The 24601-nt window shown below is 66.7% G+C and carries 22 protein-coding genes; 11 read left to right on the top strand and 11 right to left on the bottom strand.

Annotated features, from left to right (window positions below; all coding sequences use genetic code 11):
* Positions 1-357, bottom strand: a complete 357-nt coding sequence (gene uraH, locus QX041_RS28175) for a hydroxyisourate hydrolase (protein ID WP_315752164.1) — start codon at positions 355-357, stop codon at positions 1-3.
* 81 nt (positions 358-438) lie between these two features.
* The gene (locus tag QX041_RS28170; RefSeq protein WP_315713679.1) at positions 439-1344 is read right to left on the bottom strand and encodes a LysR family transcriptional regulator; all 906 of its coding nucleotides are present in this window, start codon (positions 1342-1344) and stop codon (positions 439-441) included.
* Between the two features lie 131 nt (positions 1345-1475).
* Between QX041_RS28170 and QX041_RS28165 the strand changes: the two genes are divergently transcribed.
* The 3 genes from QX041_RS28165 to QX041_RS28155 all read left to right on the top strand — a co-directional run bounded on the left by QX041_RS28165 (position 1476) and on the right by QX041_RS28155 (position 4361).
* Entirely contained in the window at positions 1476-2414 is a 939-nt protein-coding gene (locus QX041_RS28165) for a ring-cleaving dioxygenase (RefSeq protein ID WP_316167301.1), read from the top strand.
* Positions 2411-3043 (top strand): alpha/beta hydrolase, encoded by a 633-nt coding sequence (locus tag QX041_RS28160; RefSeq protein ID WP_315713677.1) that lies wholly within the window; start codon positions 2411-2413, stop codon positions 3041-3043. The genes QX041_RS28165 and QX041_RS28160 overlap by 4 nt, the downstream gene beginning before the upstream one ends.
* Positions 3044-3155: 112 nt before the next feature.
* A complete protein-coding gene (locus tag QX041_RS28155) occupies positions 3156-4361 on the top strand; it encodes an amidohydrolase family protein (RefSeq protein WP_315825891.1) in 1206 nt (401 codons plus the stop codon).
* Here QX041_RS28155 and QX041_RS28150 read toward each other — a convergent pair.
* The 4 genes from QX041_RS28150 to QX041_RS28135 all read right to left on the bottom strand — a co-directional run bounded on the left by QX041_RS28150 (position 4345) and on the right by QX041_RS28135 (position 9492).
* A complete protein-coding gene (locus QX041_RS28150) occupies positions 4345-5601 on the bottom strand; it encodes a carboxylate-amine ligase (protein ID WP_315825890.1) in 1257 nt (418 codons plus the stop codon). The two genes, QX041_RS28155 and QX041_RS28150, sit on opposite strands and share 17 nt — an antisense overlap.
* Positions 5602-5621: 20 nt before the next feature.
* Positions 5622-7397 (bottom strand): N-acetylglutaminylglutamine amidotransferase, encoded by a 1776-nt coding sequence (locus QX041_RS28145; RefSeq protein WP_316167300.1) that lies wholly within the window; start codon positions 7395-7397, stop codon positions 5622-5624.
* Between the two features lie 26 nt (positions 7398-7423).
* Positions 7424-8251: a class II glutamine amidotransferase gene (locus tag QX041_RS28140; RefSeq protein WP_315752171.1), complete on the bottom strand. Its 828-nt coding sequence runs from the start codon at positions 8249-8251 to the stop codon at positions 7424-7426.
* A 359-nt stretch (positions 8252-8610) separates the two neighbouring features.
* Complete coding sequence (locus QX041_RS28135; protein WP_316167298.1) at positions 8611-9492, bottom strand: LysR family transcriptional regulator; 882 nt, start codon at positions 9490-9492, stop codon at positions 8611-8613.
* A gap of 111 nt (positions 9493-9603) precedes the next feature.
* On the opposite strand from QX041_RS28135, the gene QX041_RS28130 reads away from it, so the two are divergent.
* Positions 9604-10023: a CidA/LrgA family protein gene (locus tag QX041_RS28130; RefSeq protein ID WP_315825888.1), complete on the top strand. Its 420-nt coding sequence runs from the start codon at positions 9604-9606 to the stop codon at positions 10021-10023.
* Positions 9998-10708 carry an LrgB family protein gene (locus tag QX041_RS28125; RefSeq protein ID WP_315752174.1) on the top strand — a complete coding sequence of 237 codons (711 nt, stop codon included), beginning with the start codon at positions 9998-10000 and terminating at the stop codon, positions 10706-10708. Before QX041_RS28130 ends, QX041_RS28125 begins: the two co-directional genes overlap by 26 nt.
* Before the next feature lie 11 nt (positions 10709-10719).
* On the opposite strand, the gene QX041_RS28120 is transcribed toward QX041_RS28125, so the two are convergent.
* From QX041_RS28120 to QX041_RS28105, 4 genes are all read right to left on the bottom strand, one after another.
* Positions 10720-11544, bottom strand: coding sequence for a type 1 glutamine amidotransferase (locus QX041_RS28120; protein WP_316167297.1), 825 nt, complete (start codon positions 11542-11544; stop codon positions 10720-10722).
* Between the two features lie 23 nt (positions 11545-11567).
* The gene (locus tag QX041_RS28115; RefSeq protein ID WP_316167395.1) at positions 11568-12398 is read right to left on the bottom strand and encodes a hypothetical protein; all 831 of its coding nucleotides are present in this window, start codon (positions 12396-12398) and stop codon (positions 11568-11570) included.
* A 131-nt stretch (positions 12399-12529) separates the two neighbouring features.
* On the bottom strand, positions 12530-12994 hold the full coding sequence (locus tag QX041_RS28110) for a hypothetical protein (RefSeq protein WP_316167296.1): 465 nt from the start codon (positions 12992-12994) through the stop codon (positions 12530-12532).
* 146 nt (positions 12995-13140) lie between these two features.
* A complete protein-coding gene (locus tag QX041_RS28105; protein WP_316167295.1) occupies positions 13141-13833 on the bottom strand; it encodes an HAD-IA family hydrolase in 693 nt (230 codons plus the stop codon).
* A gap of 106 nt (positions 13834-13939) precedes the next feature.
* Here QX041_RS28105 and QX041_RS28100 point away from each other — a divergent pair, with 106 nt between their 5' ends.
* The 5 genes from QX041_RS28100 to QX041_RS28080 all read left to right on the top strand — a co-directional run bounded on the left by QX041_RS28100 (position 13940) and on the right by QX041_RS28080 (position 21741).
* Positions 13940-14626, top strand: coding sequence for a hypothetical protein (locus QX041_RS28100; protein WP_316167294.1), 687 nt, complete (start codon positions 13940-13942; stop codon positions 14624-14626).
* A 132-nt stretch (positions 14627-14758) separates the two neighbouring features.
* Positions 14759-16783, top strand: coding sequence for a YgiQ family radical SAM protein (locus QX041_RS28095; RefSeq protein WP_316167394.1), 2025 nt, complete (start codon positions 14759-14761; stop codon positions 16781-16783).
* 1002 nt (positions 16784-17785) lie between these two features.
* Positions 17786-19855 carry an acyltransferase family protein gene (locus tag QX041_RS28090; RefSeq protein ID WP_316167293.1) on the top strand — a complete coding sequence of 690 codons (2070 nt, stop codon included), beginning with the start codon at positions 17786-17788 and terminating at the stop codon, positions 19853-19855.
* A gap of 444 nt (positions 19856-20299) precedes the next feature.
* Positions 20300-21487: a TCR/Tet family MFS transporter gene (locus QX041_RS28085; RefSeq protein WP_315825881.1), complete on the top strand. Its 1188-nt coding sequence runs from the start codon at positions 20300-20302 to the stop codon at positions 21485-21487.
* A gap of 77 nt (positions 21488-21564) precedes the next feature.
* Positions 21565-21741 (top strand): hypothetical protein, encoded by a 177-nt coding sequence (locus QX041_RS28080; RefSeq protein ID WP_315752186.1) that lies wholly within the window; start codon positions 21565-21567, stop codon positions 21739-21741.
* Positions 21742-21957: 216 nt separating this feature from the next.
* Here the strand turns inward: QX041_RS28080 and QX041_RS28075 are convergent, their stop codons facing one another.
* Positions 21958-23196, bottom strand: a complete 1239-nt coding sequence (locus tag QX041_RS28075) for an NF038122 family metalloprotease (RefSeq protein WP_316167291.1) — start codon at positions 23194-23196, stop codon at positions 21958-21960.
* A gap of 252 nt (positions 23197-23448) precedes the next feature.
* On the opposite strand from QX041_RS28075, the gene QX041_RS28070 reads away from it, so the two are divergent.
* Positions 23449-24399 carry an aldo/keto reductase gene (locus QX041_RS28070; RefSeq protein ID WP_315715410.1) on the top strand — a complete coding sequence of 317 codons (951 nt, stop codon included), beginning with the start codon at positions 23449-23451 and terminating at the stop codon, positions 24397-24399.
* The last annotated feature ends 202 nt before the right edge of the window (positions 24400-24601 follow it).

Raw genomic sequence — 24601 nt, 5'->3', positions numbered from 1 at the left:
TCAGCTCCCGCGATAGGTCTGGTAGCTCCAGGGCGTCGCGAGCAGCGGCACATGATAGTGCGCGCCGGCATCGGCGACGGAAAAGCGGAGCGGGATCAGATCGAGAAACAGCGGGTCGCCCAAGGCGAGGCCATGGGCCTTGAAATAAGCTCCCATATGGAAGGTCAGCATGTAGGTGCCGGTGGCGAAGTCATCGTCCGCCAGCACCGGCTGGTCGGTGCGCCCGTCGGCATTGCTCCGGACCTGCTTGACGCGGCGCCAGGAGCCGTCCGGCTCGAGGACATCGAGATCGATCGCGACGCCGGCCGCAGGCTTGCCCCTGACCGTATCCAGAATATGCGTGCTCAGCCGCCCCATGCATCGTTCCCTCTGCTGCCGGTTCGGAACACTATCAGCGCCAGGTTAAAGGTTCGAGGCGATTTGCAGTTCAGTCTCAGCCTACGGGCTGGTCACGTCGCGCTCCTTGCCGAAGCGCTCGACCAGGAAGTCGATGAACAGCCGCACCTTTACCGAGAGGTGCCGCGTCGGCGGATAGATCGCATACAGCGCGAGCGGCGGCGCGGCGTAATCGGCGAGGATCGCGGTCAGCGCGCCGCTCTCGAGCGCGTCCGCCGCAATGAAGCGCGGGATCAGCGCAATGCCCTGTCCCCTGATGGCGACGTCGCGCAGCACCTCGGCATTGTTGACGCACAACGACCACGCCGGCTGGACCCAGTGGTCGCCGTCGCGGCCGGTGAGCTTCCACTGATTGCCGGTCAGCAGGAAACCGTAGGTGAGAGAGGTGTGACGACGCAGCTCCTCCGGGCTGCCAGGCGTGCCGTGCCGCGCGAGATAGGCCGGCGCGGCGCAGATCACGCGCTCCACCGGCATGATCCGCCGCGCCACCAGGCTCGACGATTCCAGCTCGGCGATCCGCAAGGTCACATCGAAACCGTCCTGGACCGGATCGAGCAGGTCGTCGCTCAGCACGATCTGCAACTGCAGCTCGGGATAGCGGGCCATGAAATCGGCGACGACGGGACCGAGCCGCATGGTGCCGAACGACATCGGCGCGTTGACGCGCAAGAGCCCGCGCGGCGCGGCCTGCGACTGGCTGACGGCCTGATCGGCGGCGTCGAGCTCGGCGAGAATCGAGACTGCACGCTCGAAATAGAGCTGGCCGGTCTCGGTCGGGCTGGCATGGCGGGTGGTACGGACGATCAGCTGGACGCCGAGGCTCGCCTCCAGCTCGCCGATATATTTCGAGATCGCCGAGCGCGACAGCCGCAACTGCCGGCCGGCCTCGGCGAAGCTGCCGCTCTCGACCACCTTCACGAAGGCCCGCAGGCTGCTCAGCTTGTCCATAGGCCCGCCATTGTCGCCAAATCGTAGACAGAGACGTCACAAGAGCACGGATTGTCTCCAAATCAAAGCAGGCCAATATGGCGTCCAGGAATTCAACGGTCCTTTCGGGGGCCCATCGACAGGAGACCCACATGCCCGGACTGCACCACGTGACTGCGATTGCCGGCGATCCGATCCGCAATTTCGGCTTCTACACCCGCGACCTCGGGCTGCGCTTCGTCAAGAAGACGGTCAATTTCGACGATCCCGGCACCTATCATTTCTACTACGGCGATGAGACCGGCCGCCCCGGCACCATCCTGACCTTCTTCCCCTGGGCCGGCGTGCGGCCGGGCCGCCGCGGCGTCGGCGAGACCCACCAGACCGCGTTCCGGGTGCCGCAGCGCTCCCTTGGCTACTGGACGCAGCGCCTGACCGAGAAGGGCATCGCCTATGAGGCGCTGGAGAAGCGCTTCGGTGAATCCGTGCTGCCGTTCGCCGATCCGGACGGCATGGCGCTCGCGCTGGTCGGCGTCCCCGGCGCGGAGAACGAGCCCGGCTACAGCAATGGCGACATTCCGGCCGAGCACGCGATCCGCGGCTTCCACGGCGTGACCCTGCTGCTCGACTCCGCCGAGAAGACCGCCGCCGTGCTGACCGATGTGTTCGGCTTTGCAGAGCAAGGCCGCGAAGGCTCGGTCATCCGCTTCAAGGCGCCGGGCGACGCGCAGGGCAGCGTGGTCGACATCTACGAGGCCAAGGGCTTCCTGCGCGGCGCGCAGGGCGCCGGGTCGGTGCATCACATCGCCTTCCGCGCCGCCGATGACGCCGCACAGGGCGTGATGGCGCAGCGGCTGGTCGATCGCCACGGCCTGCATCCGACCGAGCAGAAGGACCGCAACTACTTCCGCTCGATCTACTTCCGTGAGCCAGGCGGGGTGCTGTTCGAGATCGCGACCGATATCCCGGGCTTCGCGGTCGACGAGCCGGTCGCCGAGCTCGGACGAAACCTGAAGCTGCCCGCTTTCCTCGAATCGCACCGCAAGCAGATCGAAGGCGTGCTGCCCAACCTCGAAGAGGCCGCATCATGACCGTGGCATTGTCCTTCACCCACCGCTTCCAGCCCGGACACACGGCGGGAGCAGCTCCACTGCTGCTCCTGCACGGCACCGGCGGCGACGAGAACGATCTGCTGCCGCTCGGCGCCACGCTGTCGCCCGGCGCCGCCCTGCTGTCGCCGCGCGGCCAGGTGCTTGAGCATGGCATGCCGCGCTTCTTCCGCCGGCTTGCCGAGGGCGTGTTCGACGAGGACGACGTCCGCCGGCGCGCGCTGGAGCTCGGCGCCTTCGTCGGCGAGGCGCGTCAGCACTACGGGATCGGAGCGCCGGTCGCGGTCGGCTACTCCAACGGCGCCAACATCGCCGCCGCGCTGCTGCTGCTGCAGCCGGAAGCGCTGACCGGTGCAGTGCTGTTCCGCGCCATGGTGCCGCTGGCGCATCCTCCGGCCGCCACGCTCGCGCGCCGGCCGGTGCTGATGCTGTCGGGGCTCGCTGATCCGATCGTGCCCGCCAGCAATTCGGCGAAGCTGTGCACGCAGCTCACCGAGGCCGGCGCCGACGTGACCCACACGACGCTTCCGGCGGGGCACCAATTGTCGCAGGCGGATGTGACGTTGGCGCGCGACTGGCTCGCCGGACTGCCGCAGGCGATCGCCGCCTGAAGACGCTTGCGGCTGTCGCGGCTCCTGGCCAAGAATGTGGTCTCATCGGCACCAGCATCGGACCGCCCCTCCGGCGGCTCCGATGCTGGCGGATGGATGGGAAGGATCGTGCATGGCCGTCGACAAGCTGTTCATCAATGCGCGGCTCGACCATGGCGCGCGCCATGCGATCACGGTCGACGGCGGCCGCATCAGCGGTGTTCTCGCTGAGACCGAGCGCCCCGAGGCGCGCGAGGTGATTGATCTCGGCGGCGCGCTGCTCGTGCCAGGCTTGGTCGAGGGCCACATCCATCTCGACACCAGCTTCTACGGCGATGCCTGGAAGCCGCACAAGCCGTGCACCAACGGCTTCGACGTGCATGAGCGCGTCACGTTCCAGGCGCAGAACATGGCGGCGGCGGCGCCGATGGACGTGCGCGCCCGCAACCAGCTCGATCTCTGCATCGGCCACGGCACCACGCGGATGCGCAGCCATGTGATGGTCGACGGCTCCGTCGGCCTCACATCGCTGGAAACGATCCTGCGCGTCCGCGACGAGTATCGCGAGCTGATCGAGATCCAGCTCGTCGCCTTTCCGCAGAGCGGCATCCTCAAGAGCCCGGGCACGCCCGAGCTGCTCGACGAGGCCATCCGGCTCGGCGCCAACCTCGTCGGCGGGCTCGACCCCGCGAGCTTCGACCGCGACGTCGAAAGGCATCTCGACGTCGTGTTCGGCACAGCCCACAAGCACGGCGTCGATGTCGATATCCATCTGCACGATCCGGGCATGCTCGGCCTGTTCGAGCTGGAGCAGATCGCGGCGCGCACGCGCGCCCTCGGCATGCAAGGGCGCGTCGCGGTCAGCCACGCCTACGCGCTCGGCGACCTGCCTGCTGACCCGCTGAAGAAGATTGCCGACGTCCTGGCGGCGTCTGGCGTCGCCATCATGACCAACGCTCCGGGCGCGCGGCCCTTCCCGCCGGTGGCGGTGCTGCGCGCGGCGGGGGTCACCGTGTTCAGCGGCAACGACAACATCCGCGATTCCTGGTGGCCCTATGGCGACGGCGATCTGTTGAACCGCGCCATGATGGTCGGCTATCGCTCCGGCTTCTATGTCGATGACGAGTTGCGGATGGCCTTTGACCTCGTCACCGAGGCCGGCGCCAAGGCCTTGAGGCTTGCGGACTACGGCCTGCGCGTCGGCGCGCGGGCCGACTTCATCACCCTCGATGCCGAGCACGTGCCGGAGGCCGTCGTCGCCGTGCCAAAGGGCCGCTCAGTCTACAAGGACGGCCGCCTCATCGCGCGCGACGGCCGTGTGATCAGGCAGCCGACCTAGGCCCGCGTCGTTGTGCCGGCTCGACCGGTGCCTGTGAGCGCGGCGGCTCGGCGCGCGACACCGTCGCGGACTCGATCCAGCGCGTCACGGCCGACAACTGTCCGCCGGACTCGCGATAGGCCTGCAGCTGATAGTCGGCCGAGCTGCCGAACTGCATGATGATGCGGCAGTGCTCGACCTCGGCGAGACATCCAAGAGCCTCCGCATGCGGTGCGACATCCGCGATCATGCGGTTGAGGATCTCCTGGCCCGTCACGGGACCGTCCTCGGTCACGAACAGACAGTCGGTGCCATAGCGCTGCGCCCGCCACTTGTTCTCGACCGCGATAGCGCGCTCGACATTGCCGACGGTCTCCGCAAGATCGGGATTGAGATAGAGGTAGCGTGCCAAAGCGCGATAGAGCGAGGCAATCGCCACGGCGTCATCCATCGACGTGCAGACGTCGGGCGCACGCAACTCCAAGGTCGGATGCCGCAGCGACGGCCGCATCGCCCACCAGACATGGCTCTCGTCCGGCATCACGCCGGACTTCGTCAGCGCCGCGACATAGCGATCATATTGCTGCTTCGAGGTGAAAAGCTCGGGCAGGCCGCTGCGCGGCAGCTCGTCATAGGCGGCGAGCCGATAGCCCTTCAGGCCCGTCTCGCGCGAATTCCAGAACGGCGAGGACGCAGACAGCGCGACGAACACCGGGATGTGAGGGAGCATCGCCCGCATCACCGCGAAGCGCAGGTCTGGGTCCGGCAACTGGACATGCACGTGCATGCCGCATAGCATGTTGCGCTGGCCGACGATGCGGAGGTCCTCCATCATCTCCGCGTAGCGCGGCTTGGGGCTCGGCTGTGAGCTGCGCCACGTCGCGGTGGGATGCGTGGAGCAGGCCAGGATGGTCAGGCCATACTGACTCGCCACGCTGGCAACCTCGCGCCGCAGGAATTTCAGCTCCTCGCGCGCATCGCCGACATCGACATGCACGTTGGTGGCGACCTCGAGCTGCGCCTGCAGCATCTCGCGCATGGCCTGCCCGCCGGTCGACCAGTTGGCGGCCTCGAACAGATCGTCCGGCGTGCGGATCGCGACATCGCGCGTCTGCGCATCGACGAGAAAGTACTCCTCCTCGATGCCGAACGAATATTCCGTGACTTCCTCGCTGCCGGTGGCCGAGCGGATCACCAGACGACGCTCGTCATCGCTCAGGCCGAGCCGCAGCTTCTCCAAGATGCGTGGATCCAATCCCATGTGATCAATCCTGTCAGACGTCAAATGCCGTGAGTCTGAAGCCATGCCTCGAGCAGGGCCGCCTGCCACAGCCGCGAATGTCCCTTGGGGCTCATCTCGGTTTCGGGGTTTTGCAACATGTGGTCGATAAAGTCGCGCTGGTAGAGACCGCGTGCGCGCGCCTTCTCGTCGTTGAGCACGTCGCGGACATAGTCGAGAAACGGGCCGCGCAGATAGCGCAGCGACGGCACCGGAAAGTATCCCTTGGGACGGTCGATCACCTCCGCCGGCACGCAGCGGCGGGCCGCCTCCTTGAGAATGTGCTTGCCGCCGTTCTTCACCTTCAGCTCGGCGGGCATGCGCGCGGCGAGCTCCACCACGTCGTGATCGAGGAACGGCACGCGGGCCTCCAGCCCGAACGCCATCGTCATGTTGTCGACCCGCTTCACCGGGTCGTCGACCAGCATGATCTCGGTGTCGATCTGCAGCACCTTGTCCACCGCCGAGGCGCCAGCGTGAGCTGCGAAGAAGCGCTCCACGAATGCCAGGCTCTCGTCGTCTTCGCCGAGCAACTCCGGCGCCAGCAGCCGCTGCAGATCCGAATGCGTCCAGTCGAAATAGGCATTTTGATATTGCTGAACGGGATCGTTGGCCGAGAGAAAGCCCGGATACCAGCTGTACCCGCCGAACACCTCGTCCGCACCCTGCCCGCTCTGCACCACCTTGACACGCTTGGCGACCTCGGACGACAGGAGATAGAATGCGACCGCGTCGTGGCTGACCATCGGCTCGGACATGGCGGCGATGGCATGGGGCAAGGCGTCGAGCGCGCAGGTGCCGCCTATCCTGATCTGCTCGTGGTTGGTGCCGAACGTCCGTGCAATGATGTCGGAGTAGTGGAATTCATCGCCGGCGTGCTTGCCCACAGCGTCAAAGCCGATCGAGAAGGTGCGGATGTCCTCGTGTCCCAGCTTGGACAGCAGCGCGACCAGCAGCGACGAATCCAGCCCGCCCGACAACAGCACACCGACGGGCACGTCGGCGACGCGGCGACGGTCCACCGCCGATGTCATCGCGTCCAGCAATGCATCCGACCATTCTTCCTGGCTCGTGGCGCGATCGGTGGAGCGCGACGCGCCGACGCTGAACTGCCAGTACCCTTCGCGGCGCTGCGTTCCATCGGGCTCGATCGTCAGCAACGTCGCCGGCTCGAGCTTCTTCACGCCATTGAGGATCGTACGCGGCGCCGGAACGGCGGCGTGAAAACTGAAGAAATGATGCAGCGCCGTTCGGTCGATCGAGGTGTCGACATCACCACCGGCGAGCAGCGCCGGCAGGGACGAGGCAAAGCGGAGGAAGCCCGGCCCCTCGGTGTAGTACAGCGGCTTGATGCCGAGACGGTCGCGCACGATCACGACGCGTCCGCTGTCGCGCTCCCACAGCGCGAAGGCGAACATGCCCTTGAAGCGCTGAACGCAGGTCTTGCCCCAGGCATGATAGGCCTTGAGGATCACCTCGGTATCGCCGTCGGAGAAGAAGCGATAGCCCTTCGCCTGCAGCTCGGCGCGCAGCTCGCGGAAATTATAGATGCACCCATTGAACACGATGCCGAGGCCGAGCGCGGCATCGATCATCGGCTGCTGCGCGGCGGCTGATAGATCGAGAATGCTGAGACGACGGTGGCCCAGCGCGATTCCGCCCTGCACGTAGAGGCCAGTGGCGTCGGGACCGCGCGCCTGCATCGCATCGTTGACGCGGCCGAGCGCCGCGAGCGCGGGCTGTCCGGAAATCCTGACTTCACCACAAATGCCGCACATCGCGGATCATCCAGTTCCTGTTGTTCTTAGGTGCCGCCGACAACCCTCTGTCTTCGTTTGTGTTCCGCGGCGAAACCGGCAGAGTCTGCGTCAAATAGCGGAACGATTTCAGCGCGTCTGGACGCGCGCGCGACCAGCACGTGATCGGGCGGAACCTCGATCCAGTCCGGCTCCTTGTCAAAAGGCTCGGAGACGGCGATGACCTGATCACCATCTTCCCGGTAGTAAAGCGAGTTGGCGCGATCATTCGCAGCGAAGCGAAATGCGTAGAGATCGTGGCCGTTCGACAGGGCGGACGTGAAGCGCAGGTGCTCACGCAGACCGTCCTCGTTGACCAGCTGGCGGAGCGCGCGCAGCACGTTCGATGTCGCACCGATCGGGTCCTGATCGATGCCGGCGCCGACGATGGCGAGGAACACGGCTTCGGAATCGGTGGTGCCGAGCCGCGATGGATACAGCGCGTCCGGGATCATTGCCTCGACCTTGCGGCGAAGCCTGTTCCAGCTACCGACGAAGCCGTTGTGCATGAATAGCCAGCGGCCGCAGGCAAACGGATGGCAGTTCTGACGGGTCACGGCCGTGCCGGTCGCGGCGCGCACATGCGCGAAGAACAGATGTGAATGCAGGTGTCGGCAGAGATAGCGGAGGTTCTCATCGGACCACGCCGGGCGCGTCTCGCGATACAGGCCGGGCTCAGGATGATCCCCATACCAACCCAGACCGAAGCCATCGCCATTTGTGCCTGCGGTGGATTCCAGCGCGCGGATGCTCTGCGTCACCAGGGAATGTTCCGGCTCGGTCACATAGTGCTCGAAGGCGGTCGTCTCACCGCGGTACGCGATCCAGCGGCACATCCTGCCCCTCCGGTTCAATCAATGGGCTCGCGGCACGCCTGCGCGTGTCACGTTCTTTCGGAGCAGGCGGAAACGCGTCAAAGCACCCCTGGTTCCCGCGCACTCAGTCACGCACGGGACGTCAGCCTGTGGGAGCGCAGCTCAGCGAGTCATGCGCGAAGGCAACCTTCGTCAGCTCCTGCCGTTCCCGTCCGCACGTCCGAGGTCGCCTCTCCGGGCTCGCGCTTTCGCGGCGTTGCGACAGGTGTTCGATCGTTGCGAGTTGTGCGTAGAGCTCAGGTCCTCTCCAATCGCCATGGCGACACCGACCGTCTCGCCGCACGTTCCTCACAGATGAAGCGACATCGTCGCACTCATGTTCACGCCTCGCCGCGCTCGCGCACCAGCCGTAGCCACGACGCCGCGGCCGGCGAGAGATAGGCGCCACGACGCCAGGCCATCGCCAGCGTCCATTCGGTGCCGGGCTCGTCGAGCAGGACGAGACTGATCGGCACCTGCGTGCGCTGGGTCGCAATCATGCGCGGCAGAAAGGCAACCCCGAGACCGGCGCCGGCGAGTTCGGCAATGAAATCGATCTGCGTGCTGCGCGCGGCCACAACCGGCTCGAAGCCGTTGCGGCGGCAGGCCTCGCGGAGGATGCGGTTGAGCGCGAAGCCGGCCTCGAACAGCACGAACGGCGTGTCGCGCAGCTCGGCGAGCGTGATCGTCTCGCGGCGGGCCAGCGGATGCTCGACAGAAACGAGCGCCATCAGCGGCTCGCGGCGCACGATCTGCGCGGCAAACTCATCGGCGATCGGCGGCAGCAGGCCGGCAAAATCGATGTCGCCTGCAGCCAGCAATTCGCTGAGCCGGTCGCTGCCGTGCTCCACCAGCCGGATCTCGATCTCCGGATGAAGCTGGCGGTAGAGCGCGAACAACGGCGCGAACAGCGTGCTCGATCCGATCGGCGGCAGGCCAAGGCGCAGCACGCCGCGCTTCAAGCCGCGCAGCTCGGCGAGCTCCGCCTGCAGATCATCGCGCTCCGTCAGCAGCCTGATCGCACGGCGATAGACGATCTCGCCAGCCGCTGTCATGCGGCTCTTGTGGCCGAGCCGGTCCAAGAGCGGCAATCCGAGCTCGTCCTCGAGCTGCTTGACGGCCTTGCTCACGGTCGACTGGGTCGCAAACACCACCTTGGCGGCCTGGGAGAAGCCGCCTTGCCGGACGACCTCGACGAAGGTCCTGAGGGTACGGAGTTCCATAAATTGCGCCTTAGTATTCCATTTTAGACTTATTATCATTCAATCAATTCGCTTTCTACATGCTGCGATGCGACATACCTTGAAGGCGCAATCACTTCTCGGACGCGTCGCATGATGCATCGCAGCATTTCCATTGGGGTTCATCGCCTGCTCCGCCGCAACCGGCTGGTGCAGATCGGCCTGCTCGGCCTGTTCTGGTCTGTCGGCGAGGCGCTGGCCCGGACGACCGGCCTGCCATTGCCCGGCGGCATCATCGGAATGGCACTCGCGCTCGCCCTGTTCCTGGCCGGCGGGCTGAAGGTCGCCAGCATGAAGCGCGGCGCGAACTGGATGCTCGCCGAGATGCTGCTGTTCTTCGTGCCGGCGGTGCTGGCGCTGCTCGACCATCGCGAGCTGTTCGGCCTGCTTGGCCTGAAGATCTTTGCCTTGATCGTCGTCAGCACCACCGCCGTGATGTGCGTGACCGCGCTCACGATCGACCTCTGCTACCGTTGGACCGAGCGTCATGACCCTCGCCGCGCTGTGGCGTGAGCCGCTGATCCAGGCGGCGGTCTGGTCGCTCGCGACGATCCTGCTCTATCTGCTGGCGAAGCGCGTGCACCGGCGCTGGCCGCGCTGGTGGCTGATGCCGCTCGCGGTGGCGCCCGCGCTGCTGATGATCGCGGCGCTCGCGCTCAACGTCTCCTATCGCGACTACATCCGCGGCACGCATTGGCTGGTGGCGCTGCTCGGCCCGGCCACCGTCGCCTTCGCCGTGCCGATCTATGAGCAACGCGCGCTGATCCGCCGCCGCTGGCCGCTGCTGTTGGCCGGCATGGTCGCGGGCAGCCTCACCGCCGTGGCGACCAGTTGGGCACTGGCCTATGTCCTCGGCATCGATGGCGAGCTGCGTCTGAGCCTGTTGCCGCGCTCGATGAGCACGCCGTTCGCGATGGAAGTCTCAGGCGAGATCGGCGGCATCCCCGATCTCACGGCCGTGTTCGTCGTGCTCACCGGCATCATCGGCGCCGCCGTCGGCGACGTCGTGCTGGCGCGGCTGCCACTGCGCTCGACGCTCGCCAAGGGCGCGCTGTTCGGCGTCGGCGCGCATGGTGCGGGCACCGCGCGCGCCCACCAGATCGGCCGCGAGGAGGGCGCGATCGCCGGCCTCGTGATGGTGCTGGTCGGGCTGATGAACGTGGCGCTGGCGCCGCTCATCATTCAGTTCATGCGGTAGCGTTCTCAGCGTCACGCGAGCGAGGCGATCCAGTTGCTGATCTCGGCCTGCCGGACCCCGTCATTCGCGACGTCCTGGTCGAGCCCGAGCCGCCACAGAATGTCGCGCCGGGCGCGGTCGTGATGCAGGGTGGCGAGATCGGCTGCGTAGCGCTCGAGCTCCGCCGGATCGACGAAGAAGCCCTCCTCGACCAGCGGCTGGCCGATGCGGCGGATCACCCAGGCAACGTCCTGCAGGCTGAATTCCGGATGATATTGGACGCCCCAGAACCGGCCGTAGCCGCTGCGGATCTCCGCGGCCTGCACCTCGCTCATGGCATTATGCGCGGTGACCGTCGCATCCGGCGGCAGCCGGGTGACGATGTCGCTGTGAATCGCCGGTGCATCGAACACGGCGCCCCGCGCCGCATGCATCGGATGGTCGCGGCCCGCCTCCGTCAGCGCGATCTTGCGCGCAAAGCCGACCTCACGGCCGGCCGGATTGAGCGACACCTCGCCGCCGGCCGCCACGGTTGCGAGCTGGAGTCCCCAGCATGAGCCGAACATCGGCACGCCCCGCGCGAAGATCGTCCGCACCAGCTCGATCTGGCGCAGCGCTTCCGGCTCGCGCTGATAGATGTTGAGCGCTGATCCCGTGATGACGATGCCCTGATAGGCCTCGATCGGCTGCGGCAGGCGCGCATCGGCATCAGCGGGCGTGGCGATGTCAATCGCCGCGTGCGGCGCCAGCGCGCGCAGCACGGCCGCGTAGCTCTCCGACGGCGTGGCGCCGGCGACCTCGGCCCAGCGGCGCCGGCCGTCCAGCGAGTTGCCTTCGAGCACGAGCAGTCTCAGCACTCGTCAAACCTCCGCCCGCCCGATCACGGATCCAACACGCCGCGCAGGAATCGCGCGCTCCGCTCGTGCACCTCCGGCCGGTTCAGGATCGTATGGACGTCGGCATCGATCACCATCACCTCCGCCTTCGCATCGTCCTTGAGCGCGGCGGCGCAGGAGCCGGTGACGGCGCGGTCCTTGTTCCAGGGATTGGCGGCCGAGAAATAGGGATCGCGCGCCGAAATCGCGTTCAGCACCGGCTCGCTCGGGCCGATGCCGAGTCCGGGCGCGGTGACGAAGTAGTTGTCCTCGCACGACCACGAAAAGATCAGCCGCGCCGCCACGTCCTTGCCGGCGTAGCGGCCGACCGCCACCGCGCCCTCGCTGGTGCCCGCCAGCACGATCCGCAGCCGGTCGACCCAGCTCCAGTCGCGCGACGCCTTCAGCGCGTTCTCCAGCTCGGCCAGCCGCAAGGCGTGGACGTGCTCATAGGTCGCGACGTCGACCGGCGAGGTGTAGGTCAGCCGGTCGGGAATCGCGAGGCTGTCGGGCGCCACCGATGCCACTCCGAGCTCGTCGGCGAGCCAGGCCTGGAACTCCTTCACCGCCGGCGCGACGCCGCTCGACCCGTGCATCACGATCACGAGCGGCGCGATCCCGATCACGTCGGGCGCGTCCTCCGCACGGCCCTCCCAGCGCCGTCCGCCGGCGAGTGTCGCCGGCAACACCAGGTTGGCCCCGCTCCAGGTCAGCGCAAGATTGGCCGGCGACGGCTCCAGCACCGTACCCCTGGTGTCGCCGGGCTTGTCGGCCGCGAGGGCGGCGGTCGCGCAGAGAAAGGCGGCGGCCATCGGCAGGACACGCGCCACGAACATGATCGATCCGTCCTCCTGCGAGGCGAGCACAGCGAGCCTGGCGCGCACCGTTCGTTTCAATCACGGCATCGGGCTGCGGACAAGCAAGGTGCGACGGACGGTGCATGCAGGGCACCCATGCGGTGATGCGATCAGCAGGCGCGCAGCCGCCGGCGCTGGGCACGCGGCGTCTCCATCGACCGGACGTGATGGCGCGGCGTGGCCGCAGTGCAGACCATCGCATTGAGCGCGCCGTCCGGCACGGCGGCGGCCTCGCGCGCTCCTCCGCAACCGCTGACGGCGCGAAGCCGCGGCACAACCGGCGACATGTCCCGCAAGGCCTCCTGGCGTACGCTCACATCACTCCGGATCTCCACGGGAGAGAGCGCCAGCAGCGTCGCCCGCAAGCCGCGAAGGATGGCGGCCATTGCGCGCGACGGCTGCGCCCAGCGAAACGGCCGGGCCGAACGCTTGGCGCGGCCATCGGCGCGCTTGGCTCGCCCGGCTCCGCTGGCGCGACGGCCGCGCTGATTGGATGCTGATCCCTCGTCATCGACCTGCAACATCAGCCGGAACGGCTGTTCCGAGGGGCCGGCCGCGATCAACAACTTGCGCATGCGTCTCACCTTGATCTCGTCACGGCCAACCCGGCGGCCGCGTTCATCGACACCATGGCGCAAGCGCGGTGACCGCAAGCTGTTGCCCGATGTCAGCGACATGTCAGCTCCGCCGGCGGCATTGTCGCCGGATGGCGACGCGTCGCTCACAGTCTCCCTCCCAGCCGCGCCATCACCAGATCCAGCACGCCGGCGTCGTCGAACGCCGCCGCGGTCAGCGCCGCGCCGGCCGCGATCAGCTCGTCGTGACCGAGATTGGTGCGCATGCCGACGGTGGCGATGCCGGCCGCCGTCGCCGCCGCGATGCCGGCGCGCGAATCCTCGAAGGCGACCGACCGTTCCGGCACGGCATCGATCGCGCGCAGGCCTTCCAGATAGGGCAGCGGGTGCGGCTTGCCGTGCGGCAGCTCGTCGCCGATGACCACGGCGCGAAACCGGTCCATCAGGCCGAGCCCGTGCAGGATCAGCTCGGCATTGGCCCGCGGCGCGTTGGTCACGGCCACCACTGGAATCGCCGCCGCCGCGGCCCGATCGAGCAGCGCCATCAGGCCCGGCAGCGGCTGCACCGCGCCGGCGGCGAGGCTGCGAAACACCTCCTCCTTCTGCGCCATGACCGCCGCGCGCCGCTCGGGCGGCTGATCGGGCAGAAATTGGGCGGAGATCGACAAATTGGATCGGCCGAGCAGTTCGCGTGCCGCCCGCGCGCGGTCGAACACATGACCATATGGCCCGAACACCGCGTTGAAGGCCTGCAGATGCAGCGCATCGGTATCAGCGAGCGTGCCGTCGATGTCGAACAGCAAAGCCCGCCCCTTATTGATAACGCCTCGCATCAGCAAATTGACCTCAACTCATCCGGATGTTGACGCGATCTGATCCAACTCTCGACCAGACCAGCTGTCGTTATTCCTCAAACGGCGTGAAACCGCGACGGGGGAAATTGCGATGATCGGCCAGTTGAGCGCATTGCCTGTTTTGACATCGTCGAGGCTCGGAGCGGCCGCCGCGCTGGTCTCCGTCATCTGCATTGCCGCGCCCGGCGCCGCGCAGGCCGGCTCCGCCAACGGCGACATGGTCAACGGCCAGTACTGCAACGATCTCTGCAAGGCCTATATGGCCTGGTCCGACCGCATGCTGGCCGTCACCCAGCCGGCGTCCTATTCGCGGCCGCAGGTGCGGGTCGCGGTGCCGCAGAGCATGACGCCCAAGAAGATGGACAAGTCTGAGAAGCCGGACCGGATGGCGCAGCATGGGCCGAAGCCGCATCGGCCGGCGAACCTGAACTCCTTTGCGCAGCTGCCCTCCGGCACCCAGGCCGCGCAGTCTTCGATGGAGCCCCCGCCGAGCGACCTCGCCGCCTCCGACGCGCCGGCGACAGGTCGGCTGTTCGCCGCCGACCCGCTGCCCCACTCCGCCATCGCCGACATGCGGCGCGCGACCGACGCCGCCGGCCTGCGGCTGGTGTCGATGACCGAGCCCGGCATGGCCCCCGTCACGGTCGGCGAGGCCGGCGGCAGCCCGCGCTCGAAGATGCCCTCGATGTGGATCATGCTTGCCGCAGCCGCGCTGCTGGCCTATTTCGGCCATGGCTGGCTCAAGCGCCGCAACGGCGCGTCGCATCACCTCAACTGAGACGGCAGGAACCGCGACGTCAGGTCGCCCGCGCAACGCCGCGGGAACCATTCCGGACAAATTGACCACCTGCCCTCGCCTGCGACCGGGGCTTTGGTTGAACTCGCAGCGCCGCGGCTCTATGCGTGGGCGATGAACATCGCCCTCACCGCCCCACCGCTGAGTTCCTGGCCGCGCCATCGCGCGGACCTCAGGCCTGCGCCGTTCCTGCCGATGAGCCGGAAGGAGATGGACGCGCTCGGCTGGGACGCCTGCGACATCGTGCTGGTGACCGGCGACGCCTATGTCGACCATCCTTCCTTCGGCATGGCGATCATCGGCCGGCTGCTCGAGGCCCAGGGCTTTCGCGTCGGCATCATCTCGCAGCCCGACTGGCACTCCGCCGAGCCGTTCAAGGCGCTCGGTAGGCCGCGCGTGTTCTTCGGCGTCACCGGCGGCAACATGGATTCCATGGTCAACCGCTACACGGCCGATCGCCGCATCCGCAGCGACGACGCCTATACGCCCAATGGCGACGGCGGCCGGCGGCCGGACCGCTGCACGCTGGTCTATGCGCAGCGCTGCCGCGAGGCGTTCAAGGACGTGCCCGTCGTGCTCGGCGGCATCGAGGCGTCGCTGCGCCGCATCGCGCATTACGACTACTGGTCCGACAAGGTGCGCCGCTCGGTGCTGGCCGACGCCAAGGCCGACATCCTGATCTACGGCAATGCCGAGCGTGCGGTGATCGAGGTCGCGCATCGGATCGCCGGCGGCGAAGCGCCGAAGGACATCCAGTCGGTGCGCGGCACCGCGCTGTTCCGGAAAGTGCCCGAAGGCTTTGTCGAGCTGCATGCCGACGATCTCGACTCCGCCGACGAAGGCGCTGCGCGCGAGAAGGGCGACGTCGTGGTCCGGCTGCCGTCCTGTGAGCAGGTCGAGGCGGACAAGGAAGCCTATGCCCGCGCCTCGCGCGTGCTGCACCGGGAGAGCAATCCGGGCAATGCGCGTCCCCTGGTGCAGCGTCATGGCGACCGCGACCTCTGGCTCAACCCGCCGCCGATCCCGCTGACCATGGCGGAGATGGACAGCGTCTACGATCTGCCCTATGCCCGCGCGCCGCATCCGTCCTATGGCGACGCCAAGATCCCGGCCTGGGACATGATCAAGTTCTCGGTGACGATCATGCGCGGCTGCTTCGGCGGCTGCACCTTCTGCTCGATCACCGAGCATGAGGGCCGCATCATCCAGAGCCGCTCGGAAGGCTCGATCCTGCAGGAGATCGAGCGCATCCGCGACAAGACGCCGGGCTTCACCGGCGTGATCTCCGACATCGGCGGCCCGACCGCCAACATGTACCGGATGGCGTGCAAGGATCCGAAGGTCGAGGCTGCGTGCCGCCGGCCAAGCTGCGTGTTTCCGGAGATCTGCCCGAACCTCAACACCTCGCATGACGATCTCATCCGCCTCTATCGCAAGGTGCGCGAGGTCAAGGGCGTCAAGCGCGTGATGGTGGCCTCCGGCGTACGCTACGACCTCGCGGTCGAGAGCCCGGCCTACATCAAGGAGCTGGTCACGCATCACGTCGGCGGCTACCTGAAGATCGCGCCGGAGCATACCGAGCGCGGCCCGCTCGACAAGATGATGAAGCCGGGCATCGGCAGCTATGACCGCTTCAAGCAGATGTTCGACGCCGCCGCCAAGGAGGCCGGCAAGAAGTACTACCTGATCCCGTATTTCATCGCCGCCCATCCCGGCACGTCAGACGAGGACATGATGAACCTCGCGCTGTGGCTCAAGCGCAACCGCTACCGCGCCGATCAGGTCCAGACCTTCCTGCCGTCGCCGATGGCCACCGCGACGGCGATGTACCACACCGGCGTCAACCCGCTGCGCGGCGTGCGTCACGGCGGCAGTGACAAGGTCGAGGCCATCAAGGGCCTCAAGCAGCGAAGGCTGCACAAGGCGTTTCTGCGCTATCACGATCCGGACAATTGGCCGGTGCTGCGCGAGGCGCTCCGCGCGATGGGCCGCGCCGATTTGATCGGCTCGCGCCCCGAGCAACTGGTGCCGGCGCATCAGCCGCCGGGCACCGGCAAGGCCGCAACGACACGGCGGCCGGTGCGCCCGGAGCAGCGACCGCAGCGGTTCACGACCAAGGGCGTGAAGATCATGAAGTAGTTGGTAGGTCGCGGCCTTGTCATGGAGTCCCGCCCTAACATCCTCTCCGCTGTCGTCCCGGGCTTGACCCGGGACCCATAACCACAGGGAGACGTGTTGGGCGCGCCCTGAGCCACTTGCCTGCCTCACACCTCCGCCGGTGGTTATGGGTCCCGGCTCAGGGCCGGGACGACATCGAGTTTGTCGTGAGGCCGTTCCAACTCACAGGCGTGATGCGCATCGCTTAATGCGTGCACCTCCGCCTCCGTCCACTGCACGATTTTCCCAAACAGCCCGCCGCAGCCCCGCGACGCACCCGCGCCCAGGTCATGCTGCCGACAACGCCCTCGACAAACGAGAGGGCGCGGGGAAGACCGGACCTCGACTGAGGCCCGTGGCCCGCCTGCAGAAAAAATGCAGGCGGCAGGTACCACGAGTCCAGCCGGACGACCCGGCCTTCCCCGCGCGCTGGTTTGAACGGCTGCTTCGCGATCTCCCTGGGGACCGGGCTGTCTTGCCCCCATCACCGGCGAGACGCGTCTGACGCATCATCGACCGGCTTGACCTCAGCATCGGGAGGCCAGGACCACGCGACTTGACCGTACGCACCAGGCTCATTCGTCGGCCCGCTTGCGCGAAAGCCCCGAACCCGATACGTCCAACGCTCCCCGCTGCTACGCTCCGTGACGATCGGCCGAAACGCCCCTCTTCATCGCGAGCGGGATGGCCGGAAACATCGTTCTGATTTGCCCGACGATGCAAGCCGAACAGCGTGCGACAAACTGGCTCGACGGGCAATCTGCGCATGACGGGGATGCGGGAATTGCCCGTCGGGCCGACAGAGAACTGATGAGCACGGACGGGCCGACGTTCGCCACCGATGGCGACCACCTCCTCACGACGCTCATTCATGATTGCGTTTGCCCCGCACTGTCCGCCATAATTGTACAACAGACATTTTCGCGGGTTTGATTGCAGCCAAGACGATTGGAAGCCGAACGTTCTTTTGGGGAGAGAGCGCACATGCACGCGCCAGTGGCCGGCTCGAAACCGGTTCCCGTGGTCGGCACGGCCTACAGGCCGGATATCGACGGACTGAGAGCTGTCGCAGTCATGTCCGTCGTCGTGTTCCACGCCTTTCCGCATGTGCTTCGCGGCGGCTTCATAGGAGTCGACATCTTCTTCGTCATATCCGGGTTCTTGATCACCTCGATCATCGTTGCGGATCTGGCGAACGGATCATTTCGTGTTCGAACCTTCTACGCTCGTCGCGTCAAGCGCATCTTCCCCGCCCTCATCGTGGTTCTTCTCGCCGCCCTCCTGCTCGGATGCTTTCTTCTGTACACCGACGAATACAAGGAGCTCGGCAAGCAAGTTGCGGCGAGCGCCGGATTTGCCGCGAACCTGCTGTTCTGGAAGGAGGCCAACTATTTCGACCTGGCCGCGGAAACGAAGCCGCTGCTTCACCTATGGTCGCTGGGCATCGAAGAGCAATATTACATCCTCTGGCCGCTGCTGCTGTGGCTGTGCTGGCGGACAAGGAAGCGCGCCCTGCCGTACCTCGTGGGGCTGCTGCTCGTCGGGTCATTTCTGCTGAACATCAAAGCCATGGGCACCAGCCCGACCGAGGCCTTCTACTCCCCGCTCACGCGCGCATGGGAGCTGTTTGCAGGCGGCCTGCTGGCGATCGCGTCGTCCCCATACACCCGGCCGCTCTTCGGCGCTGTCCCTGACACGGGGCATCGATCACTCATTTCCGATCGGCTCGCGGCGTCGGGAATAGTACTGTTGGCGGCGAGCCTGATCCTGATTTCGAGAAATACGCCATTTCCCGGGTGGGCAGCCCTGCTGCCTGTCGCAGCGACCTGCATGCTCGTCGGCGCCGGGCCGTATAACTGGGTCGCTCGACGCATTCTCTCGCATCCTTTCCTGGTTGGAATCGGGCTGATCAGCTACCCGCTCTATCTCTGGCATTGGCCTCTGCTCGTCCTGACTCGCGCCTGGATGGGCGAGGCAGGCTCCGCACCGCTTCGATCCGGCGTCATCGCGCTGAGCGCCGGTTTGGCCTGGATGACCTATCGATTTCTGGAACGTCCAATCCGGTTTGGGCAATCGCCCTTGCGGTCGGTCCCACTGCTCTGCGGTGCCTCGGCGACGCTCGCAGGAATCGGCGCCCTGACCATGACCTACGGCTGGACCTTCAAGCCGGGCGATCTGAACAGCTACGCGGCCTATTTCGATTCCTTCCGCACGGGCGTGTCGCCGGCTCGGGAAGAGCTGGTGGAAATCAACCAGAACCAATGCAACTTCTACAACTTCGAGAGTGCGCTTCCCACGCGCGTCCCTCGGGACGGCATCAGCCCGGACTGCTACACCAGCCACTCTCGCAGAGCGGTGCTGCTCTGGGGCGACTCTCATTCGGCGCATCTCTTCCATGGCTTACGGAAGACGCTTCCGTCCGATACGTCCCTGCTGCTCGTTTATGCGTCGGGGTGCCGTCCACACCCGATCGATCTGACCAGACTGACGACCGACTACTGCGAGATGTCCAACTCCTTTGCGCTGTCGACAATCAAAGAGGTCGTTCCTGACGTCGTGGTCATCTCATTCAACAATTCCTTCGATACGGAGTACCTGCGCGAGGTGTCTCGGGACATCAAACGGATCGGCGTGAAACGGGTGATCGTGCTCGGACTGGCGCCTCATTGGGAACCGTTCCTCTTCAAGGTGGTCATGCAGCACTATTGGCAATTCACACCGGCACGAATCTCGACGCACCTCGACCAGCATGCGCTTGGCATCGACAAGGCATTTCGAGACGAGCTCCAGGCCAACGAACCGTTCGAGTACCAGAGCCTTCATGACTTCTTCTGCAATCGAGAAGGCTGCCTCATCTATCTCGATCGCAACCGGCGCGAGGGTCTCGTCAGCTTCGACAATGCGCACCTGCGACCGCTTGCGTCCCTCTACCTCGCCGAGCACCTGCTCACCCCGCTGATCCAGCGCGACGTCCGTCCGCCGAGGACGCGTGACGACGCGCCACCGCATGGTGGCGGGACGGTGACTCTCGATGACCGGCCAGGAGTGCAGTGAAGATACGGCGCATTGCCGGGGCGGATCACGAGACATCCCGCGCAGCCATCCGCGTCCGCCTGCCAATGCCCGACCTGTCCGCTCAAACCGCCCGCGGCTTGTTCACGTCTCGATGCGATCGAGAATCTTGCCGAGATCGCGCCTCGCGGACGTCGTAGTCGGTCTGAAGATTGAGCCAGAGCTCCGGCGGTGGATCGATGAATGTGCATTGAACGCGCCGATCGTCGTTCGGAAAAAGCGGCTTGCGCTGCCCGATCGTCACGTATAGACGGCGCCTGTCGCGAAAAGCGGCCGCTGCCTGCGGCCGAGTACAAGCCGTCCATCTGCCTTTCTGGCATGGGACGGCCCAGCGTCTCCCACACATCGATCGCCTGACGGATCGTCAGGCTCCAGCGAGCGGTCGCGCGTGTTTGCGCCATCGGCTCGCGTGGACCGGAGCGCGCCATGACCAGGGCTGTTGCCGTCATCTATCTCACCATCGTGCTCGATGCCGCCGGCATCGGGCTGATCTTTCCGATCCTGCCGGCGCTGCTGCACGACGTGACCCACACCGGCGACGTGGCGTTCCTTCTCGGCGTCATGACGGCGCTCTACGCCGCGATGCAGTTCATCTGCGCCCCGGTGCTGGGCTCGCTGAGCGATCGGCTCGGCCGGCGCCCGCTGCTGCTGGTCTCGCTGGCCGGCGCCATCGTCAACTACCTGTTCCTGGCCGCTGCGCCCGATCTCTGGATGCTCCTGCTCGGTCGCGCCATCGCCGGCATCACCAGCGCCAACGTCTCGGTGGCCACCGCCTACATCACCGACGTCTCGCGCGAGGACGAGCGGGCCCGCCGCTTCGGCCTCCTCAATGCGATGTTCGGCATGGGATTCATCATCGGGCCCGTGCTCGGCGGCGCGCTCGGCGACCATTGGCTGCGGCTGCCGTTCGTCGTGGCGGCGGCCTTGAACGGATGCAACGTCCTGCTGGCGTTGCTGATGCTGCCGGAATCGCGACCGCCGGGCCCTGGCAAGATCGAGATCGCAGTTCTGAACCCGCTGCGGCCACTGCGCTGGGTGTTCGCCGTCAAGAGCCTGCTGCCGGTCGTTCTCCTCTTCTTCCTGTTCAGCGCGACCGGCGAGGCCTATGGCGTCTGCTGGGCGCTGTGGGGCGGCGATACCTTCCACTGGAGCGGTCTTTGGATCGGCCTGTCGCTCGGCACCTTCGGGGTGTGCCAGATGCTGGCCCAAATATTCCTTCCCGGTCCGGCCGTGAGATTGCTGACCGAGCGCGGCGCCATCCTGACCGGAGTGACCTGTGTCTGCACGGCCCTCACCGCCATGGCGTTCGCCAACCAGAGCTGGATGGTGTTTGGCGCGATGCCGCTGTTCGCGCTCGGCGGCATGGGCATGCCGGCCCTGCAGTCGATCGCCACCCGGCAGGTGGACGCACATTTGCAGGGCCAGTTCCAGGGCGTGCTCGCCGCCACGGTCAGCCTCGCCTCGATCGTTGCGCCGCTCGGCTTCTCGAGCCTCTACTTCGCCGTCAGGGACGAATGGCCCGGGGCGATCTGGCTGTCGGTCGTCGCCATCTACGCGATCGCCATTCCCGTCGTCGTCACGCTGCGCCCGGCCAAGCCGGCGCCTGCGCCCTGATGCGTCGGAACCATCGCCGTCGCCGCCCGTTGGCCCGGATGCCTGAGATCGAACTCGCAAAGCCGCTCGTTCGAGCGATGCAGATCTATCGTCGCGTGGCCAGACACGATCTGGACCAGGGAGCGCGGCGCGCCCTGGCGCGGCATATCCGCGGACTGGCCGAACAAGGCGTGCATGATCCCGGCCGGCTGACCGTCTGCGGCCTCAGCTATCTGCGCAAGCTCGACCGACAACGCGACCGCGAGCGATCCTGACCTGTCGCGTCGGACACATGGCGATCGATCGTGAGCGGACCGCACCTCCGATCCGCCCGATCGCTTGGCTACATCACGCCTTTCAGTTCAGGCGAGTGCGACGGAGATGGCCGGGGCAAGCCCGGCCATGACGACGATGAAATGGCGGGCATGACTTAGATCGACTACGCGATGGCCTTCTCGCGCCCAATCAATCCTCTGCTGGTAGCGACCGCCTCAGTTCGCACTGATCGCGTGCAGATGCATCGCGAGCATCATCGGATCGTGGTGCGGCTCGGCGGAATAGGACGCATGGGCCGTTGCTTGGTCATGGTTCGCGCCGGCATCGGCGCCATTCAGCGCAGCAGCGTCGGCCTGGACATTCGCCAGCACCTGCGCGGCGCCGGCGGCATCACCCAGCTTGGTGAGGCTGGCGGCCGTCTCGGCGGCCACCGCGGAGGCGATCGCGACGGCCTGCTGCGGCGTCTGCACCGGTGCGGCGACCCCGGCGGCGTGCGGGATCTGGGCGAGCAGGGCCTGCGTGTCGGGAGTCGAGATATTGTAGCCGAGCGTCTCCAGCACCACGAGATCGATCGGCGACAGCGTCTGCGACGTGGTCGGATTGTAGAATTCGTTCAAGGGATCGCGGGCGCCCTGGATGCCGGTGTTGAGGAAGTCGGCCGGGTCCGACATCTGGCCGTAATCGGCGATCTTGGTGAGCCCGCCGTCGAGCGAGAAATACGCGGGAGGCGCCGAGCTGATGCTGTTGTTGATCAGATGCTGCCCCGGCTTGGTGAAGTCGAACAGGTCGAAGATGTCGAGATTGCCCGGCGACGGCACCCGTCCCAGCGCATGCGACAGTTCGTGCAGCGCGACGCCGACCAGCGACTGCGTCGGGATGTCGGTGTTGAAGACGGCGAAGCCGTCCTCAGTCGTCGTGCTGTTTGGATCGATGAGCCCGAGCACCTTGGCCTGAGCATTGGCGACGAACACCTGGGAATGGCCCTGCACTGCCCGCCCCGTCGGCAGGTTGTCGAACACCGTGTCGCCGGCCGCCGCGTGGTCCTGCAGATCGGTTCGGAGCTGCGCGTAGCTGGTGAGCACGCCATTGGAGACATTGGCGCCAGCCCCGCCGCCGGTGCCGGCGAAATCGATCGCGAGGTTGACCGTGGCCTGATCGGTGATCGCCGAGGACAGGATCGCCGCCGCCTGCTCGACGCCGGCGCGGAAGCTTTCGGGCGCGGCCGCGGCGGCGGCATCGAAGGTGAGGTTGAAGGTGAGCCCGCCGGTGTGAACCGAGACGGTCTCGGAGCCGTCGGCGTGTACCACCGGATCCGACACCGCGCCGGGCGGCAGCACGACAGGCGAGGCAGCCGCAGCCATATTGGTCGTCGTGTTCTTCGCCGCCGCGGCCGGATCGGGCATCATGAGGCCATCTGAGCTCAGCCCGAGCTGGTCATGGGTCAGCGTGTTCATCAGACGGACTCCTTGATCATGGCCCCCCGCGTCTCCAGCTGCGAGGCGTTCGCAGGCTGCGACCATCATCGGCAAGTGAGTGAAAAGTCTGACGCTGCCGGACCCACTTCGGGGCAGCCGTGCCACGGTTTGGATGCGGCCGGGCGGGCCCGCCATGCTCCTGCCGCGCTGGTCTCGCGCGACGAATGACGGCAATCTGCGGCAGGCGTCCGCGACGGATGCAGCCAACATCATTCAGATCGAGAGCCTCCCATGAAGATGCGCCCGCTCGGCCGTTCCGGCCTCAACGTTCCGCCCCTCTGCTTCGGCTGCAACGTGTTCGGCTGGACGGTGGACGAGGCGGCCTCGTTCCGCCTGCTCGACAAGGTGCTGGAGTCCGGCATCAACTTCCTCGACACGGCGGACGTCTATTCGCGCTGGGTGCCCGGCCACAGCGGCGGCGAGTCCGAGACCATCATCGGCAAATGGATGAAGCTGCGCGGCAATCGCGATCGTGTCATCCTCGCCACCAAGGTCGGCATGGACATGGGCGACGGCAAGGTCGGGCTGAAGGCCGACTACATCGCGCGCGCGGTGGAGGACAGCCTGCGCCGGCTGCAGACCGACGTGATCGATCTCTATCAATCGCACAAGGACGACGAGACGACGCCGCAGGAGGAGACGCTGGCGGCCTATGACAGGCTGATCAAGGCCGGCAAGGTGCGGGTCATCGGCGCCTCGAACTTCTCGGCGGAGCGGCTGCAGGCCGCGCTCGAGCTGTCGGCGAAGAGCGGCTTGCCGCGCTATGAGAGCCTGCAGCCGGAATACAGCCTCGCCGAGCGCGCATCCTACGAAGGCGCGCTGCAACGCGTCTGCGAGAACTACGGCGTCGGCGTCATCACCTTCTTCTCGCTGGCCGCCGGCTTCCTCACCGGCAAGTATCGCTCGGAGGCCGATTTCGGCAAGAGCCCGCGCGGACAGCGCGGCATCCCGAAATACATGAACGAACGCGGCATGCGCATCCTCGCCGCGCTGGACGCGGTCGCAAGGGAGACCGGAGCGCAGCAGGCCTCGATCGCGCTGGCGTGGCTGCTGGCCAAGCCCTCGGTGACGGCGCCGATCGCCAGCGCCACCAGGCCCGAGCACGTCGACACGCTGGTGGCGGCGACGGAGCTCGCGCTGACCGCGGACCAGGTCGCGCGGCTCGACGCGGCGAGCGCGTGAGCGCCGGCGCGCGGCGCCACCATTCAGCGCCAGGCGTGCGACGTTTCGACACGCACGCAGGACGGTCGTTCTCCACCGAACACGGCCTGTGATCGAGGATTCGGCGCGCTCAGCGCCGGTCCCCGATCGCAACACTCGATCACGCTCCTGCACCGCATTTTCAGCACAGCGGTGAAGCGGGCCGGGCGACTTTGCAGCATCT

Origin of the sequence: Bradyrhizobium sp. SZCCHNRI2009 (assembly GCF_032485115.1) — a bacterium.
Classification (GTDB): Bacteria; Pseudomonadota; Alphaproteobacteria; order Rhizobiales; family Xanthobacteraceae; genus Bradyrhizobium.
The sequence above is the reverse complement of the archived record's forward strand: the minus strand, read 5'-3'. Positions and strand labels throughout refer to the sequence as shown.